Below are 17,791 nucleotides of genomic sequence, written 5' to 3'. Positions count from 1 at the left end.
CCAGTAATAGTTGCAATTTTCATGCCGGGCGATCATTTTTACAATTGAAATACTGGGGATAGCCGCTAACTACCTTTTAACGGTGCCATCTCGAAAAAGGTTTCCAGTGAATTTAAAGTATTACCCGGAAGAGGTGGAAAGATTTCCTGTTGCAGATTGGTTTACAGTCAGGGGCAATAGCACACTGAAGGTTGACCCTACCCCTTCAGAGCTATCCACCCACACACGGCCTTTATTCAACTCAACCAGTGATTTTACGATTGAAAGCCCAACACCAATATCACCGATGCCCTGGATGTGTGGGTTCTCCATTTTATAGCGACGCATGAAAACCCTGGAAATATCTGATTTTTCGATGCCTCCCCCCTGGTCGGTCACAGAGATATGCATATACCTCCCCATGTTTTCCGGGGCTTCTTCCCTGGCCAGCAGCCTGATCAGGCCTCCCGCTGGCGTGACCAAACAGGCATTTTCGATCAGATTTTCCAGGATCTGGATGAGTGCATCTTGATTAACCAGAACGGCTGGTGGGTCATCAGGGAGCTCAACGCGCAGGTTGATACTTTTCTCACTGATCTGTGCCGCGACATTGCTGACAGCTTCCTCGACTACTTTCTTCAGGTCCACGCTAACCTGGGTCTGATCGACTTTTCCACCATCAATAGAAATCACCTGCACAATTTCATTTAACAGGATATTCAGACGCTCTGCAGAGGCTTTCACCCTTTCGACAAATTTGCGCTGCACGGCACCCAGTAAACCCACTGATTCACCCAGCAGCAAGTCGGTATAGCCAATAATCGAAGACAACGGCTGCCGGAATTCCTGGGCAATCGAGCTGATCAACTCCACTGGTTGCATGTCATCGAGTCGCTTCACAGCAGACAGCTGCATTTCCAGCATCTTCTGGTCAGATTTAGAAAGCGTGGTTGGAATACGTGCCAGGTCAACCAGTGCCGAGCGTAGCTCTTGCCTGAGCTGCTCAACCTCCTCCACCGATGGCCTACTTGTAGTCAGGCTGGTTTCCAGCGCACGATTGCGCTTTTCCAGTTCAGCGATGGTTTCCTGCAGGTTTTTCTGATTTTCCGCCAATGCAGCCATTTCCACAGCCAGGGGTACCGCGACGGCCCCACTTGCATTGACCGAATCGTACTTGGCCTTCAACTGCGCATACTCCAGGCGAACCTGGTCAGCATATGCTTCGGCTTTCTTCAGCTTCAGTAACAATTCCGTTTGATCAGACTGTAACCCCACGCCCTTCGTATATTGCCCTGCCAGGGATAAGTATTCCTGGGCAATCGCAATCATTCGATCAGCATCCTCGTTATTCCATTTTCGACCAGCCGAACCGGAAAGGATAGCCAATCCCAAAACGGCATTGGTACCCTTGGGCTGAAACGGGATGGTTAAGAGCTGGTCAACCTGTTGTAGACCAAACCCGTGTGATAGAACCTTTAGCTCAGGCTCTTTTTCGCGGAAAAGCAGCAGCGTTTTTCCATTGCGGACTGCTTCTACGATGGTCGGGATGACCTGCCCCTCGCTAGAAAGCCCCTCGATTAATTTATCCTCCAGCCGGTTATACCCAACAGGCACAATAATCTGATCACCGCTTTTGGGAGGAAGCATCAGCAAGCAATAATCGGCATCCATGGAGTATGCGACCAGCCTGGTAATTTCCTGGTAATACTCCTGAGGCGAGGTCTCGGTCAGTAAGCTCGTAAGTGATTGGATCAGCGCGGGGCTGATCAAGATTGCTCCAGCCTGAGAGACACGTAATTCAGGTTTGGCCTTGCTGACTGGCCTTAAGTCCACCAGGCGTTGGGGCAATGCCAACAACACGATATATGCTAGTATCTGACCCAGGTGGATATACCAGCCATAATCTGCTTCTACATCTCCAAAGATTATCTGGTAACTATATCCGGCCAGTAAAATTACCAGCATCAGGATACCGAAACTCCAATAAGCTGGCCGGCGGAATGCTAGCAGAATGATGCCAGCAATTAGCAGGGCGGATCCAATAACATTGGCCAGTGTTGCATAAAGTGTGGAATTATAACTCCCCTGCGGACCCAGGTATATCCATAAGAACAGGCTACCCAGACCAAACACAACCAAGATCGCACCAATCAGTGTGGCTAGCCAATCCTCCCTTGGATGGGGATCGGGAAAGACCCACAACCAGATGATCAGCAATAAGCTTAGCAAGGCTAGCATACGGTCGATGGGTGGCAGGAAATTATGCTCGTCAATCACCCCCAACCAGCCCAACAAGACAGAGATCCCCAATACCAACTGGATCGCAAACAGCATGACGAGACCAAACTGCATGCGTTTGCTGGTGGGAGAAGACTGGTTTCCTGTGGCGTACAGGAAGGCGATCAGGGCAGTAAATACACAAAATCCCAGGATCAGTGCATATACCAGGTTTCCGGTGGGTGCCGAAAGCAGCAGGATGGCTTGCTCAAATAATGGAGCCATGTTCTTGACCATTAAAGATTATAGCATGCTACTCGAGGTTGACAAAACAAAAAATCCAGGTAAAATTCGCTTCACCCCTGGTTCTTGTTTTATTGCCGAAGTGGCGGAATTGGCAGACGCGCTACGTTCAGGGCGTAGTGGGCATCACGCTCGTGAGGGTTCAAATCCCTCCTTCGGCACTGGCACACTCCCTGCATCATTTTGGCAGGGTTTTTTATTTCCCTTGCGCGAAGTCTTTGGCTGGAGTAAGATGGAGCTATGAAAATTCCCCGAAAAGGATTGAAACCCATTTTGATCCTTGGTGGATTCGTTGTTTTAATCCTACTGGTGACCGATTTTAACAGCCGCATGGCTGAGCTTCGCCGCCTTACCGCTGAAAAAGAAAGCGTGAGCGCGCGCGTGACCAGCCTGGTGGATACACAGCAAGCCTTGAAAACCCAGGTGGCCTATGCCACCTCTGAAGCTGCAGTATATTATTGGGCTTACAACTACGGCCATCTCGGTAAGGAAGGGGATATTGTCGTCGTACCCATCCAACAGCCTGGTTATACTCCTGAGCCTACCCCTACGCCTGTGGTTACTCCGCAGGTGATCCAGAACTGGCAGGTGTGGCTCTCCTTATTTGTGGATCAGACAGATAAGTCTCCTTGACGTCATGCAGGGGGCGTGCTATAATTCCGCCCGCTCTGAGAAGGGCAGATAAATGATGCGGGGTGGAGCAGTGGCAGCTCGTCGGGCTCATAACCCGAAGGTCCTTGGTTCGAATCCAAGCCCCGCTACTCATCAAAGAAATCCGTCTAACCACTAGACGGATTTTTATTTGAGGCCCTTGCAGCACAGCACTGGAATCTAGAGGGCGATTTTTGACCGAAACACCGCTACTCATCAACGAAATCCGTCTATCCACTAGACGGATTTTTATTTGAGGTCCTTGCAGCACAGCACTGGAATCTGGAGGGCGATTTTTGACCGAAACACCGCTACTCATCTCAAACCATAGCTCGTCGGGCTATGGTTTTTTTTATTTGGTCCAAAGGTGAGATATTGGTAAGATCACTTCCTGTATGCAAAGTCTGAGTCTCGGTGTTTTTATATTTTTTTGTGGTATAATCCCACGTTCCCTCCTGAAATGGATAAAATATATCCGTAATGGACACGGACGGGCTAAGGTTCGCCTTGGCTCAAACTACGCCAAAAAGGACCTTTTTGTGAACTTTTCTTCATTTGCTTTTCACCCGCAGATCAATGCGGGAATTTCCAGTGCTGGTTATTCCACACCTACACCTATTCAACTTCATACCATACCTCCTATCCTGGAGGGTCGTGATGTATTGGGCTTAGCCCAGACGGGAACGGGGAAGACCGCCGCTTTTGTCTTGCCCATGTTGCAGCAATTACTTAGCGGACCGCGGGGAAAGCTGCGTGTGCTCATCCTTTCTCCCACCCGCGAGCTAGCTGAACAGACCCACACCACCATTGCGATGCTGGGACGCCAGACCGGTTTTCATAGTATGACCATATATGGCGGCGTCAGCAACCAACCCCAGATCAAGGGGTTACGGGCAGGGACGGAAATTGTGGTCGCATGCCCCGGTCGTTTGCTGGACCTGATGGGCCAGAATGTGGTCAACCTTAGCCGAGTTGAGATCCTGGTCATTGATGAAGCCGACCGGATGTTCGATATGGGATTTTTACCCGATATTCGCCGGATCCTTTCCGCCTTACCCAAACAACGCCAAACTTTATTGTTCTCAGCCACTATGCCGACTGAAATCCGCTCATTAGCAGATGAGCTATTGGACCATCCGGTGAAGGTTGATCTGGGAGTCACCCGCCCGGTAGAGACGATTGGACACGCGATGTACTCAGTGGATCAGACCAATAAAACAGAGCTGCTGCTGGCTTTGCTGCGTAAGTCGGGCAGTGGTCAGGTGTTGGTCTTTACCCGGACGAAACACCGCGCAAAAAAGCTGGCCGAGCAGATCGTCAAGGCAGGTCTACCAGCCACCTCGCTGCAAGGAAATCTATCTCAAAACCGGCGGCAGCAAGCGATGGACAGTTTCCGTTCCGGAAGGATCAAGATATTGGTTGCCACAGATATTGCAGCACGCGGGATCGATGTAACGCAAATCTCACATGTAATTAACTTTGATATGCCCGATACGCTCGATGCTTATACCCATCGCATCGGCCGAACCGGACGTATGGCCCGGCAAGGAACTGCCCTCACCCTTGTTACACAGGATGACCTGCCGATGGTAAAAACGATTGAGCGCTTATTGGGGCGTGCCGTGGAGAGGCGAAAATTAGCTGGTTTTGAAGCCATACAGACAATCCCTAGGGTTGCTCCAGCAGCACGCATTCACAACTGATTATCCTCAATAGGCTGACGAATATTGATGGTCATTTGAAAACCACCTCAATCAACCATTCTCTCCCACTCAAGCCTTCAGAAACCACTCTTCGTCGGGCTGGCTCAAAAAGGCGGGATTGAAGGTCAGAACTTGCGGAAAAGGGTATCTCGCTCAAAACCTGGATGTTCCTGCATGAAGCACTGGAATCCAAGCCCTGCTACCTGAGAAAGGCGCCTAACCAGGCGTCTTTCTTTTTAATATCCCTGGTCCCCGTCGCTGACACGAATAATATTTGGCGGCATATCGCATAAAAGCGAGGAAGAGCCTCGCTGTAAGCACTAATGAATTGCTGCCTCACTGATACTTGACTTGCCAACTCTTATATTGTAATATAACAGTATAACTATTTATGCGTATCCGTCACTCACATGGATATCCTTGCTAAAATTCATCTCAACCCTTCTTTAGATACACCTCTGGTGCTCCAGCTTAAAGAGCAGCTGATCTGGTTGATTGCCAGTGGGCAGATACAACCAGGCGAGCACCTTCCTTCGGCTCGCCAAGCCGCCAACCGCCTGGGGATTAACCTCCATACCGTACGCAGCGCTTATCATAAGATGGAAGCCAGCGGATTGGTTGAAATTCGCCAGGGAATGGCAACCAAAGTCCTCCCCTACAATGCCGAGCACCTCGAAAAAATTGCTAATACCTTGTCCAGCCATACTGTAGGTGTAATCATCCCCTCCCTAACCAACCCGTTCTATCATCCATTCCTTCAGGGGATCGAGTCAGTCGCAAAAAAAAGCTTCACCATGCTGTTCATATGCGTTTCTCATGATGATCCTGACGAGGTGCAACGTTCTTATGCACAGCTGGTAGCAAAAAACGTGGATGGCATTTTGTTAGCCTCACAGGATGACAGCCCATTCAGCGAGCATAATCCATCGATTAGAGAAAGTCAAACCAATAGTCTGCCGCTTGTCGTCGCTGATTGGCTTGGCGGATCCAGGTATTCGGTTACATTTGACCTGGAAAATGCCGGCTACCTAGCCACTCGCCACCTACTTGAACATGGCCATCGCCGGGTAGGGCTGATTACCTATGCAATAGACCTGAAAAATGTAACTCCGGTCAATCAGGGGTATCATCGCGCACTGCATGAATGGGGAATCTCTGGCAGCCCTGATTTAATCGCCCTCATCCATGGATTCGATACATCCGCTGGCTCTGAAGGTGCGCGCATGTTGCTGGCAAATAAGCCACCACCTACAGCGATCTTTGCGATTTCTGACCTGTTAGCGTCCGGCGCTATGCGCACCCTTCAACAAGCTGGTCTGCATGTCCCGAAGGATATTGCTATTGTTGGCTTCAATGACATCCCCCTCGCAGAGATGGTCAGCCCAGCATTAACCACTGTATCTGCCCCAGCATATCTCATGGGATTGAGAGCTATGAAAATGCTCAAAGACCTGATAGTTGGGAAGAAACCTTCCGTACACCATGCAGTATTGCCCACCAATTTAGTGATTCGACAGAGCTGTGGATGTCAAGAGTCTACAAGTCGATATCATTGATCATTTCCGTAATCAACCAATAAAGCAAATGGGAGGCAACGATGAACAAAAAGCGATTTGTAACATTATCAGCCAGCATCCTTTGCCTGGCATTAGTGCTGACAGCCTGTACCACCAGCACCGATTCCTTACCCACCGCAACCTCGACTTTAATTAATCCGACAGATGTAGTTCATCGAGAAACTCCACCAACCGATACACAGGAACCGCAAATAGCAACCCCTACCAGTGCACCGATTAAGGCTGAAACACCCCAAGACATGCCATTATCAGCCAGCTTCCCCCTATCGGAACCTGGACCATATTACACCGGCAACCGTGAAATTAAACTTGTCGATCAAGCTCGTGGTGGGAGAGAAGTTACCGTCACGATCTGGTACCCCGCTTTAGAGGAAAAAGATGCCGATGGCCGAACAATTCGCCACAATGCCAAGGCGGACATGAGTGGTGCTCCCTATCCATTGATCCTTACCGGACCAAATTCTGGTGATAAATTATTCATAGCCCACCTCGCTTCATATGGTTTCGTGACAGCAATCATCCGCTTCCCTGATATGGATTACGGAAGCAATTGGGATTTTGGCGTCATCGATCACCCTCTCGATATGCTCTTTGCGTTGGACCAAATTGCTACCAATCAGCCTGAAGGATTAGTGGGCGTGATCGATACAGACCATACCGGTGTTACAGGTTATTCCTGGGATGGCTTCTTCTCGCTTGTCCTCAGCGGGGTGCGTATCGATCCGGTATATTACCTGGCACACTGTGCAAATCCTCCGCTCATTGAACCTGCAATGGGTACCGATCGCTATCTGGCGATGACATGTAGCCTGGCAGATAACTGGGATGAATTTACTCAGCATGTGGGTGAAGAAATCACTGCGAGTAGCGATGGCCTGTGGCAGCCTGTCACCGACGAACGCATCCGTGCTGTATTGCCTATGGCGCCGGATGGCGCCTGGTTATATGGGGAACAAGGTTTGGCTGCAGCAGACAGGCCGGTGTCGTTGATTGCCCCGACGAACGACGAATACATCCCCTACCAGGTTGAAACCAAATTTATCTTCGAAAATTTGGGAGCCGCTGAAAAATCAATGATCTCTTTCATCGATAAAACCCATATGATGGTTTTTGATCCACCCCAAGCTGCCCAGTTAAAGCATTTTGCAGTCGCTTATTTCGGTTATTATCTACAAGGTATAGAAGAATATAAGGAATACTTCTCTGAAGACTTTATCTCGCAGTTTCCAGACCTGGCCTGGGGTTTCTATTCGGGTGAATAGAAGAAACCAGGAAAGTTGGTCTTATGAATAACCTGCATTGAGTGGTGTTGGAGTGTCAGGCAACATGAAAAGGTACATGTCGATGATCACACAGCAGATACCGATAAAGCAGAAAGAAAAAATTTAGGTCATTCCTATAGCTAGAGACAGCCAAGGGACTGTGCTTCCTGGCGTAAATCGATATCCATATACGAAGAAAATCCGTCGGATTCTCGGACGGACTTTCTTCGAATATCCTGTATATTCCCATACAGTGATATCAAAATGATCGGTGTGAAAATTATCGGTTAGGCTTCCTCCCTGGTAATACCTTTCGCACCACCAGGAATACAACGCCTGCAATCATCAGGATCAGCACGGTTCCCACTGCCAGAGCGGCGGGCCCGCTCAACTGCAACCCCTTCTGCTCCACCACGAACACTGCCGTGGTAATCGCAGGGATGCTGATTATTCCACTGACAGTATCAAAGGTGGCTTCCTTAACCTTTGAATCGACTGATTTTTGCTGAATGGGGTGCAGCGTGTAAGCCTTTCCCACCAGCGATGGATCATTGAATTGGATCGCCTGGGGGTTGGCATTGACCAAAACCAGCACATCACTAAAGTTGGGATCGAGTTTGTCAATATCTTCCAGATGCATCACGATCAATCCAGGCATGGCCTGCGAGCCATTATTCAGGAAGGTTAGCATGCGCTTGATCTGATCGCCAGTCTGTAGGCGGAAGAGTGCCGAGCCCTTACGAATCTGCAGGAATTCGTTGAATATCATGGAGGCAAACTCAAGGTCCGTGCTCTGAGGTTTTAATGCGGGGTTGGCCAACAGAGGCTTGAAGATCTCATAATAGCTGGAGCCTTCGATGGGTAAACCGACACCCCAGTTGTTGCTGGCATAACTCCAGTCGATGGCGTTGTACCAGTCACCCGAGTCGTATGAATTACGGTCAAGCGATTTCGAGCGCAGGATGTCATCACCAGCGTGGAAGAACGGCACTCCCTGGCTTAGCATGGGGATGCTGAGTGCCAGTAGGTTTTCACGGATACGATCTGCCAGGCTAACACTCGCAGCACTTTTCGCCTGCACCGCATCAAAGATCGTTTCATTGTCATGCGCTGAGACGTAGATCACATTCTCCTGTGGATCGAGGGTATACCCGGCTGGTTTTCCACCATACAGCACCTGGCTGCCTGCCACCTGTGTGCCATCAGAGCGTAGGATCTGAAAATCTTGCAAGTTGCCAGCCATGCCGATCCTGATCCAATCAGTGTAATCCAATAATTTTGACAGCTGCTGTTCGGGAGTAAGCACTTCTGCCTCGTTCGGATCGAGGAACAACCCGGTGCTGAAACCTTGCAGGCGTGGATCCTCGAACGGGTTCCCACCGCGCGTGCCATCGCGTAGACGGTCATTGAACACCCCGATGCCCGTCCCAGCGATATTCAATTGGGTGGCATTTACTCCCCGGGCATTATTAGCTACCTCCCCAAAATCCCAACCTTCGCCATAGATATAAATTGATTTACCATCCACGCCATCCTTTTCCAGCGTCAGGCTATCTAGAGCGGTTCTTACTGCCTGCATGTTACGCAGCATGTGATGCCCCATCAGGTCGAAGCGAAAGCCATCCACCTTGTAGTCCCTGGCCCAGGTGAGCACTGAATCGACCATCAGCTTCTCCATCATGGCATTTTCGGTAGCGGTATTCTGGCAACACGTACTGGTCGTCACATTCCCGTCAGCATCCAGCCGGTAATAATATCCCGGGACAAGCTTGTCCAGCACCGATTTTGGATCCTGCCCGCTTTGGGAGGTGTGGTTGTAGACCACATCCATGACCACCCGCAGATTAACCTTATTGAGAGCCTGCACCATCTGGCGGAATTCCAGGATACGCCCTGAGCCTTCCGGGTTGGTGGCATAGCTGCCCTCCGGTGTGGTGTAGTGATAGGGGTCGTAGCCCCAATTGAAACCATCGGTCCCCTTGATCAGGGCCACAGCCTGGGCCTGCTGATCTGAATCGGGAGGATAAGTGCCGAGGAGGGCTGCATCCACGCTTGACCATTTGGATTTGTCCTCATCTACACTAGCAATATCGAAGGCTGGTAACAGATGTATGGTGGTCATACCAGCTTCTGCCAGGCTGGTCAGGTGTTGCATCCCCAATGAATCTTCCACCGTGAAAGCCAGGAAGGTTCCGCGCAAGTCCTCAGGCACGGTTTCGTCTTTTATGCTGAAGTCGCGGATGTGCAGCTCGTAGATCACACCGTCTTCTGGTGCCGCCAGGCTGGGCTTTGTTAGTTTATCCCAACCATCGGGCTTGAGTGCTGCATCACCCAGGTCCACAATCTGGCTGCGCAGGCTGTTCATGGATAAGCTGATGGAATAGGGGTCGGTAACCAGGTTGGTTTCAATCTTCCCGGTTTTAGGGACGAAAACCTCAACCTGGTACAGGTAATACTGGTTCATCCAGGTGCTATCACCGGTGATGCTCCACACTCCAGTGCTCTCATCCCGGTTCATGGGGATGGTCTTGCCGACTGCCACCGTGGGAGAATCGTACAGCTTGAGCGCTAACGAGATAGCCGCGGGTGCCCATACGCGCAGGGTTGGAACACCATCTTCAACAGTCACTCCTAAGGCACCGTCATACTTGAATAAAGCGTCCAGCACTCCCGCAGTTTGCAGGCCGGTTGAATCAACCACCTTTCCCGCATCGCTCCTGACAATCACCGCCAGCTGTGATCTTATCGCAGCAGGGATCTTTTCAAAATCCGTTTTGTCAATCTTAAAAGCAGAGTAGCCTGCCAGGTTGGGGTGCAGTTCGAATACATCACCTCCCGGACCAGATTTACTATACGTGAGGGGGATCTCGATCCCACCTGAAATACCATCTGAGGTCAGCTGCAGCGATGCATCGGGTGAATAGTATAAGGCATAGGAATATTTCGGGGAACCAACCACGTTCCACATCACCGTGTCCTGGTTGACCCACACGGCTTTTTGCTTGGCCAGGCTGCCCTTGGGGGCACCCGTCGTGCTGATAACCAGCTCGTTTTTAACCATATCGTAGCCAAAGTAGATTTCATCATTATGTTTAGCGACGGTGAAACTCAGCGGTTCAGTATTGCTGGCGACTGCCTTTTGACTGATGCTCAACGAAACGGAGTAGTTCCCGGCTTTGAGGGACTTTGTCACGAAGGCATAGCTTCCATCCCCCTCCGGGTCTTCCAACCAGGCGCGCAGGCAGTTAAGATCATCATTCTGGCTGCACCCCAGCTGAGTTTGGAAATTACCAACCGCCACAATGATGGGAATGTTGTAATCGTCGGCGACGAGGTGGGTTTTATTATCATAATAGAAGCTCACCTCGATCGGCGCATCCACCACCAATGGGATATCCGTCCCTCCCCGGCTGGCATTTTTGCCATAATTCCAATCCCAGGTGCCGTTCAATGCCACCTTATAGCGCGGCCCATTTTTATCCTGGTCGTTCCCAGGCGTAACATTGAATATTCCTTTCCACACATCGGAATTTGCATCATAGGTGAGGTTGGTCACTTCACAACCGGGCATCCAATCACCGCTGCAGCCCAGCTCCGACTGCATGGTACCGGCGATGGTAGCGGTATCGGGCGTGGCATTATCCTGAGCAAGCACCGGCAGGGTACCTGCGGTTGAAACCAACATGCCAATAATGAATCCGATGGACAGGACCCAGTGAAATATGGTTTTTCTATGCATTACATACTCCTCAGCCAGCAATTGACTTATTCGTGTTGCCAATGGTTATCGCTATTATATCGGGATTTCAATGACCTCTGATATTTTTGACACTGCGCTCTGCCAATCTCCTGCACATCACCGATTTTATATTGCTGGTTGGTCCAGGTGCTGATTTTCACCCCTCTTATGGCTTCAACAAATAGTTCATCCATCGCTCGAGTGGGAAAGAACAATCAGTGATTTCGATATCTCAGGTTATTGGCTCAATGAAAGCAGGCTTTAAAAAATCCGCTGAAATGGCGGATTTTTAAAAACACAAATATTCTTCAGGAGTTATCTTTTAATTAATAATACAGCATTCCATCACAAGGCAAGAGCACACGCTCGTTTCTTCAGAATTAAGTTAGCTATTTCATTAAATCTACGAATGCATGTCGATGACCTATTCCTTGCCTTACGTATAATTTCTGCGCCTATGATAGAAATCCATCAATGCTTGAAATGGATTTCTGAACGAGAAAGAAGGCATCCTAATGAGTCGGCTTACTTAAGGGCAATAATTGAACCAACCACCTCGTTGATATCTTTACCTGCCATTTTCATGACTTTTGCGATCGTCCCGCCAAACATCATGCCCAGCAAGCCAACATTGAGCTGTGAAATGTAGACTTTCCCATGTTTATCTTCATATACTCCGAGAGACAGGGGCATGAACGCGGTGACACCTCGGTTACCATCCTCATCTAAAATTCTAGCAGCATAACGAAGGTTGCATACATTCACACTACACACCTTCTCAAGTGCAGCAAAATTTGCTGTGGTTTGCTGGTAATCGTTGGTGTGCACTACTTTCCAGTCTCCTTTCTTCGACAGAATTTCGTTCAATTTGGCGAGGACATCGCCATACCCCTGCCCCGTCTTGTGCCTGACCAGCATCATTGAAGGCATCATGAGCCAGACAAGCGCCCCCATGATCAATAAACCGATCACTACCCCAATAACAAGTGATAACCAATTAATTGTCATTTTTTCCTCCTTATTTAAATGCCAATGGATAAAAATCTACCAAAATATTTTTCCTCTAAAACCAAGAGATGCCCTTGAGCCTGGTTGAGTAAATCTATACATCCCTTCTTACCTCGTGTTGCCTGGTTCATGGCCAGGCGAGAACAGCTTATCTTCAACAAAGTCCCGGAGCATCTGCCAGCTCCGAAAATAGCGGACCTCGCCACTACCGATGTGCTGGACTTTCCCTCGCCAATCCATCTGACCTTCACCCAGGTCTTCCAGCCACATACGCAGGGTGAATAACTGTGATGGCTGGCTTGTTTCCTCTTTATCGGTCATCCTGTCAATCCCTCACTAAGCTGCTGGAATATTGAGCATCGCCTGGATCGTGGTAATTAATGGGGTCATTTTCACACCATAATTGAGGGCAGTCTGCTCCATCGGGATGGGTGAATCATATGTTTCCATGCCAGCCAGGACCGCGGGGACCATCTCAGGTAGTCCAGGCATGGGTGTGCCCGGTGCAACGTACTGGACAGGCAATTCACTTCCCAACACCTTCCCAAATGCTCCAACAATGCCTTGCCAGGTCAGAGGCTCCGGCCCGCCAAGGATCATTTTTTGGTTTATCGCTGAGGAATTTCCAACCACAGCTACTGCAAATGCAGCAACATCTTTCATAGAAATCAACGAGTGTAAACGCGTGCCCTGCCCTACTAATGTGATGGGCTGCCTGGCTTGAAGCGGGATTCCCACCACCATCCCTGCCCAGCTTTCGATGAAGAAATTGGGGCTGAGAATGGTGAAATTCATCTTGCTTTGCATCAGCCTCTGCTCCGTCTCTGCTTTTGCCTGTAATAGCGGCAGCGGGTTATCGGGGCTAGCCCCAAAGAATGAGATGAAAATAAACTGTTCCAAACCAGCTACCTCAGCGGCTTCAATGAGGTTTCGGTTACCCTTACGGTCGACACTATCCACAGTGTCATCCCCACCGCGCATCGCTGAATTGGCTGTGGTGATGACCGTCTCGATGCCCCTGCATGCGATGGCTAGTGTGGCAGGCTCCTTCATATCACCATATATTGGTTCAGCGCCTGCCTCAATCAACGATTTTGCGGTGGTTGCCATTCCCTGTAGGGCCAGCTGTTCAGAGGGTGAATTCTTCCGCACCAGGATACGAACTTCCTTACCTTCCCTAAGCAGTTGCCTGGTGATCATGCCTCCCAATATGCCTGTTGCTCCAACGACGAGTATCATGGCTTTCTCCTTAACATTCACTCTTTTCAATGCCCCGGTTCCGATTTCAATCAAAATGTGTGTGACTTTAGGAACCCTGGCGGGCTTCCGGCTTGCTATCTATTGGTTTTAATCACCTTTGGCCATCACTGGAGAGGGAGACCGGCTCCCTCTCCATAAAGCCAAACCGTCTTTCGGTGCTCGCCTACACCACCCTAATCGAAATGGGCAGTACCGGTGTAGTTTGCCAGCAAGTGGCCAGTGCTTAAATCGAGGGTAGCGTAGGTCGTCCCAACCCCATGCAGCCGCGCGTATGCACCTGTTCCGTTGATGATCGTGTATCTCCCCTGAGCGATGCCCATATCCGGTGTCCAGGTCAGCTGCACCTGGTACTTGATGGTGATTGTGCCCTGAGCACTGACCAGTGTTTTTACTCCATGGCTGGTATCGTCTGCCATGAAAAATGTCTCGGTTGCAACACCCGAATCAGCTACCACGCCACTTATGGTGAATGTACCTGCTGCAGAATTTTCACCTGTTACCCACATATCTACATCGATGGTTAATGTGTCTGGGGGTGTGGCTGCTGCACTTTTGGGAAACGCTAGAAATATGCAACCAGCGATAAATAATGCGATGAGCGTAATCCGAATTTTCATTACTTCCTCCACTGTTTTTTGTTTGCTTACTGTTTGGTTCTCTCCATGATCTAAACTCATCATAGCAATTTCAGCGTTTGAAAAACGTTTGATACAGCGTTTATTTGGGATTTCTGAAGCTTAATCACATACGCGCCCGCGAAATAATGCGAGCTTGATCTTTTTGGGTTATTAATTTATTGCTATATAGAAAGAATGATTGAAAAAATTACAAGTAACCCCGCTGGCGAGCAGCTGTGATGGTACACTCAAGGTGAGACCGAGCTAAAATTTCATTCCCCTGCGTTTTTGCTTCTATTGTTGCTTCCAACGACATATTTATCTCTTCTGGTAATAATTGTTGGGTCGGTTCAATCAGCTTACTCACGTAGAACCAGGCTTCGTCCCAATTACCAAGTTCGCTGGTTACTCCGATCAATGTCCACAGTGCTTGCCACTGAAATGGGTACTGCATGGGTGACTGCTGCCAAACCTGGACGGCATCCAGGCATAATTCCCTGGCCAGATCCAGGTCCTGCTTGCGCCAGGCGACCCAGGCCAGGTTTCCCTTTGCTGCAGCGATGTAATCAGGCATATGCGCAGTTTCAGCACCAATCTGGGCGCGTATCGCTAAGTCAGAGGTTTCATCCACTTTTCCCCGAAATCGATTCACCACCGTCAAGTAAGTCAGGCTGAGAACACGCATGGGGACAAAGCCAGAAATCTCAATCAACTCCAGGGCAGCCTGCAGATTTTCTTCAGCTTCATCCAGCTCTCGCCGCCATAAGTGTAGAAACCCCAACTCAAATCGGCATTCGATGCGCGTTTTCAAGTCACCCCATTCACGGCTGGCTGCCACTGCTTCAACCGCATCATCGAGCATTGCATCCGATACAACATACCTTTCCCGTCTCAGGTGCATCAGGCAGGTCGCCATCAAGAACCTGGCCTTTAACCTGGCACCTCCAAGCTCCTGGACAACCGGTTGGGTTTTATCGACCAGCAGCTCCATTTCGGGCCAATGGGCCAGCCAGTAATATGCCCAAATCCTTTCCACCTGTACTTCTGTCCATTCTCTCCACCAATCTGCTTGTTCTCGCTCGGCTTGCATGCCTAACTCGGCTTCGGCCTGATTACAGGCTGATAGTGCTTCAGCATATTGCCGTTCTTCACGCAAAGCAATGCCCACCTTACGGTGCAGCCTGGCTCTGTCTGTTCGATCTGGCACAGCCACGTTTTTTAGCGCTTCTGCATAGGTATATTTTGCTTCCGTATGCTCAGCCCGCATTTCGTGGATATCACCTAACTCTTCCCACAATTGTAATGCCAGCTTTGATGGATGGTCAGCCTCTTTTTGTTGGATGCCTTCGATAAGCGTGATACCTCGTTTTAATAATGATACGGCTTCATCATTAGCAAAGACCTGCCGCGCCACCTGGGCAGAACGCAGGTAGAAAGGTGCTGCCAGGTCTGGCAAGCCCGCCTGTTCATAGTGAGCTGCGATCTGGTGACTGAATGATCCCAAGTCGGCCGCATGCAAGGTTTCCAAAGCCCTGCCAACCTGCTGGTGCAGTAGTCTTCGCCGGGCGATGCTGGAATTATGATAGGCTACCTCCCGGAGCTTATCATGGCTGAAGTCGTACCCATCAGCTCCATGCTCCCGGATAATCCTGCGTTGCCACAATTCATCTAGCTCGCGGACTAGCGTATCCTCGCCTCGGTTACTGGCCTCAGCCAATAAAGGAAAACTGAACTCTCGCCCAATGGTGGCAGCCAGTCCAGCAAGCTCTCGGGCAGGCGTGGAAAGCTGCGCCAGGCGGGTCATTAACACGGATTGCACCTTGGGGGGAAGGCTTATACCGTCGGGCGATGTTGGTTGTTCAGGTTTTCCAATGCTGGTTGCCCTTATCATCTGTTGAGGATCGCTCATGCCTGCCCGGACTGTTTCGACTACAAACAAAGGATTACCTTCGGTTTCAGCAAACAACTTTAGGGCCTGGTCGACATTTATTTCGGTGCCTGCCGCCTGCCGCACCAGGCTAATGGTGGCATCCATATCCAGGGGTTGCAGCTCCAGCTCGATAACCTGTTCATCCTTCCTCAGTGAATAGAGCAAAGATGTTAGTGGGTGTTCAGTGGTGATTTCTTCTGGCCGATACGTACCCACTACCAGAAAACGCGCCTCTCGATCATAGCGCAGCAAGAAATGCAGCCATTCAAAAGTGTCACGGTCGCACCATTGCAGGTCATCGATAATCAACAGGAAGGGCTGCCTCAATCCAATTACAGCCCGCGCTAGCGCCTCAAACAGTTGTTGTCGCTGCCAGGCATCGGTCAAAGGGGCGGGCGACCGGAGGTCTGGTCGCGGGATCAATACCTCAGGGAGAAGGCGGGAAATTTCTGAAAGCCAGGAATCGTCAAGAATTTCTAAGGGATGGCTGCGTAGCCATGCAATCACTGGCCCATAGGCTAATGAACCTTCTGCAGCATAACAGCGGGTATTGGCAGTGGTTATTCCCTGTCGGTTAGCCCACTGGAGTAGTTCTTCCACTAATCGAGTTTTACCAATCCCCGCCACGCCAGAGATCAGCATTAGGCGTTGGCCGGCACTTTGTGCAGCCGCTTTCCATGCCTGGAGTAGCTGCAGCCATTCAGCATCACGTCCAACCATGGGCAAATAACCCCTTGTAATTGGCACCAAAAGTCGGGGAGTAATTTTCTCTCCTAGTAGCTGCTCATACAATTCCTTCGTTGCTGCGCTGGGCTCGACGTCCAGCTCATGCTTCAAGATCGAAGCACAGGTATGGTATGCGCGCAGGGCACTGGCGCGATCATTATTGAGGGCATGCAGGCGGATCAGATGCCGGTAAGTGGCCTCATGCAGCGGATCAGCACGCAAAATTCGCTGAGCGCTCTCGATCGCTGCCGGGTAGTCACGCTGGTCTTCGAGCAGGCGCACCAGCTCATCCAGCGCGTTCAGGAACGCCTGTCGCAGCCCTTCCCTCTGCGGGATGATCCAGTCGTCATAACAGCTTGGTAGCAGGTCGCCGTGGTAGAGTGCTGTGGCTTTTTCGTATTCCAGGCGTGAAGCGCGGATGTCGCCCAACTTACTTGCCTTATCAGCTACGCTTATGGCAGCCTGGAAGTCTGCAACGTCTACAGTAAATGGAGCATCCTCCCGCCAGGTCAAGCTTTGAGCGTCCGCTCCCAGGTAAATATCTGCATCAGGTAAGACCTTCCGTAATTGATGAAGCAAGTTCCGTAAATTCGTACGAGCTTGGGCTTCGGTGGTGTCTGGCCAGAAGATGTAGGCAAGGTGTGCCCGTGATTGGGAAATCCCCCGGCGCAGGAGTAAATATGCCAGCAGTGATTGGAGTCGCGGGGTATTGACATCATGCAGCGATGTCTCGCCGTATTTAATGTGGAACTCCCCAAGCAATGATACTTTCAGTATTGAGGTTATCCTTCCCCTCCTCGTTTTAAGAAAAACCCCATC

11 protein-coding genes and 2 tRNA genes are annotated in these 17,791 nt (G+C 50.2%); 6 read left to right on the top strand and 7 right to left on the bottom strand.

What is annotated here, in order from left to right; translation table 11 throughout:
- Positions 1–120: 120 nt before the first annotated feature.
- Positions 121–2,493, bottom strand: a complete 2,373-nt coding sequence (locus tag C3F13_14400) for a hypothetical protein (protein ID PWB51618.1) — start codon at positions 2,491–2,493, stop codon at positions 121–123.
- Positions 2,494–2,575: 82 nt separating this feature from the next.
- On the opposite strand from C3F13_14400, the gene C3F13_14395 reads away from it, so the two are divergent.
- The 6 genes from C3F13_14395 (at position 2,576) to C3F13_14370 (ending at position 7,692) form a co-directional block, all read left to right on the top strand.
- Positions 2,576–2,660: transfer RNA gene (locus C3F13_14395), tRNA-Leu, on the top strand.
- A 79-nt stretch (positions 2,661–2,739) separates the two neighbouring features.
- The gene (locus C3F13_14390; GenBank protein PWB51617.1) at positions 2,740–3,132 is read left to right on the top strand and encodes a hypothetical protein; all 393 of its coding nucleotides are present in this window, start codon (positions 2,740–2,742) and stop codon (positions 3,130–3,132) included.
- 56 nt (positions 3,133–3,188) lie between these two features.
- Positions 3,189–3,260: transfer RNA gene (locus tag C3F13_14385), tRNA-Met, on the top strand.
- Positions 3,261–3,689: 429 nt separating this feature from the next.
- Positions 3,690–4,853: an RNA helicase gene (locus C3F13_14380; GenBank protein ID PWB51659.1), complete on the top strand. Its 1,164-nt coding sequence runs from the start codon at positions 3,690–3,692 to the stop codon at positions 4,851–4,853.
- Positions 4,854–5,263: 410 nt separating this feature from the next.
- Positions 5,264–6,409: a hypothetical protein gene (locus C3F13_14375; GenBank protein PWB51616.1), complete on the top strand. Its 1,146-nt coding sequence runs from the start codon at positions 5,264–5,266 to the stop codon at positions 6,407–6,409.
- Between the two features lie 41 nt (positions 6,410–6,450).
- Positions 6,451–7,692, top strand: coding sequence for a hypothetical protein (locus C3F13_14370; GenBank protein ID PWB51615.1), 1,242 nt, complete (start codon positions 6,451–6,453; stop codon positions 7,690–7,692).
- Between the two features lie 280 nt (positions 7,693–7,972).
- Here the strand turns inward: C3F13_14370 and C3F13_14365 are convergent, their stop codons facing one another.
- The 6 genes from C3F13_14365 to C3F13_14340 all read right to left on the bottom strand — a co-directional run bounded on the left by C3F13_14365 (position 7,973) and on the right by C3F13_14340 (position 17,734).
- Complete coding sequence (locus tag C3F13_14365; GenBank protein PWB51614.1) at positions 7,973–11,431, bottom strand: DUF3372 domain-containing protein; 3,459 nt, start codon at positions 11,429–11,431, stop codon at positions 7,973–7,975.
- A 525-nt stretch (positions 11,432–11,956) separates the two neighbouring features.
- Positions 11,957–12,439: a hypothetical protein gene (locus C3F13_14360; protein ID PWB51613.1), complete on the bottom strand. Its 483-nt coding sequence runs from the start codon at positions 12,437–12,439 to the stop codon at positions 11,957–11,959.
- A gap of 108 nt (positions 12,440–12,547) precedes the next feature.
- On the bottom strand, positions 12,548–12,760 hold the full coding sequence (locus C3F13_14355; GenBank protein ID PWB51612.1) for a hypothetical protein: 213 nt from the start codon (positions 12,758–12,760) through the stop codon (positions 12,548–12,550).
- A gap of 15 nt (positions 12,761–12,775) precedes the next feature.
- Entirely contained in the window at positions 12,776–13,678 is a 903-nt protein-coding gene (locus tag C3F13_14350) for a hypothetical protein (protein ID PWB51611.1), read from the bottom strand.
- A gap of 194 nt (positions 13,679–13,872) precedes the next feature.
- Positions 13,873–14,316 carry a hypothetical protein gene (locus C3F13_14345; protein PWB51610.1) on the bottom strand — a complete coding sequence of 148 codons (444 nt, stop codon included), beginning with the start codon at positions 14,314–14,316 and terminating at the stop codon, positions 13,873–13,875.
- Between the two features lie 208 nt (positions 14,317–14,524).
- Positions 14,525–17,734, bottom strand: a complete 3,210-nt coding sequence (locus C3F13_14340) for a 6-hydroxy-D-nicotine oxidase (GenBank protein ID PWB51609.1) — start codon at positions 17,732–17,734, stop codon at positions 14,525–14,527.
- Positions 17,735–17,791: the final 57 nt, after the last annotated feature.

Source organism: Anaerolineales bacterium (assembly GCA_003105035.1).
Classification (GTDB): Bacteria; Chloroflexota; Anaerolineae; order Anaerolineales; family UBA4823; genus FEB-25.
The sequence above is the reverse complement of the archived record's forward strand: the minus strand, read 5'-3'. Positions and strand labels throughout refer to the sequence as shown.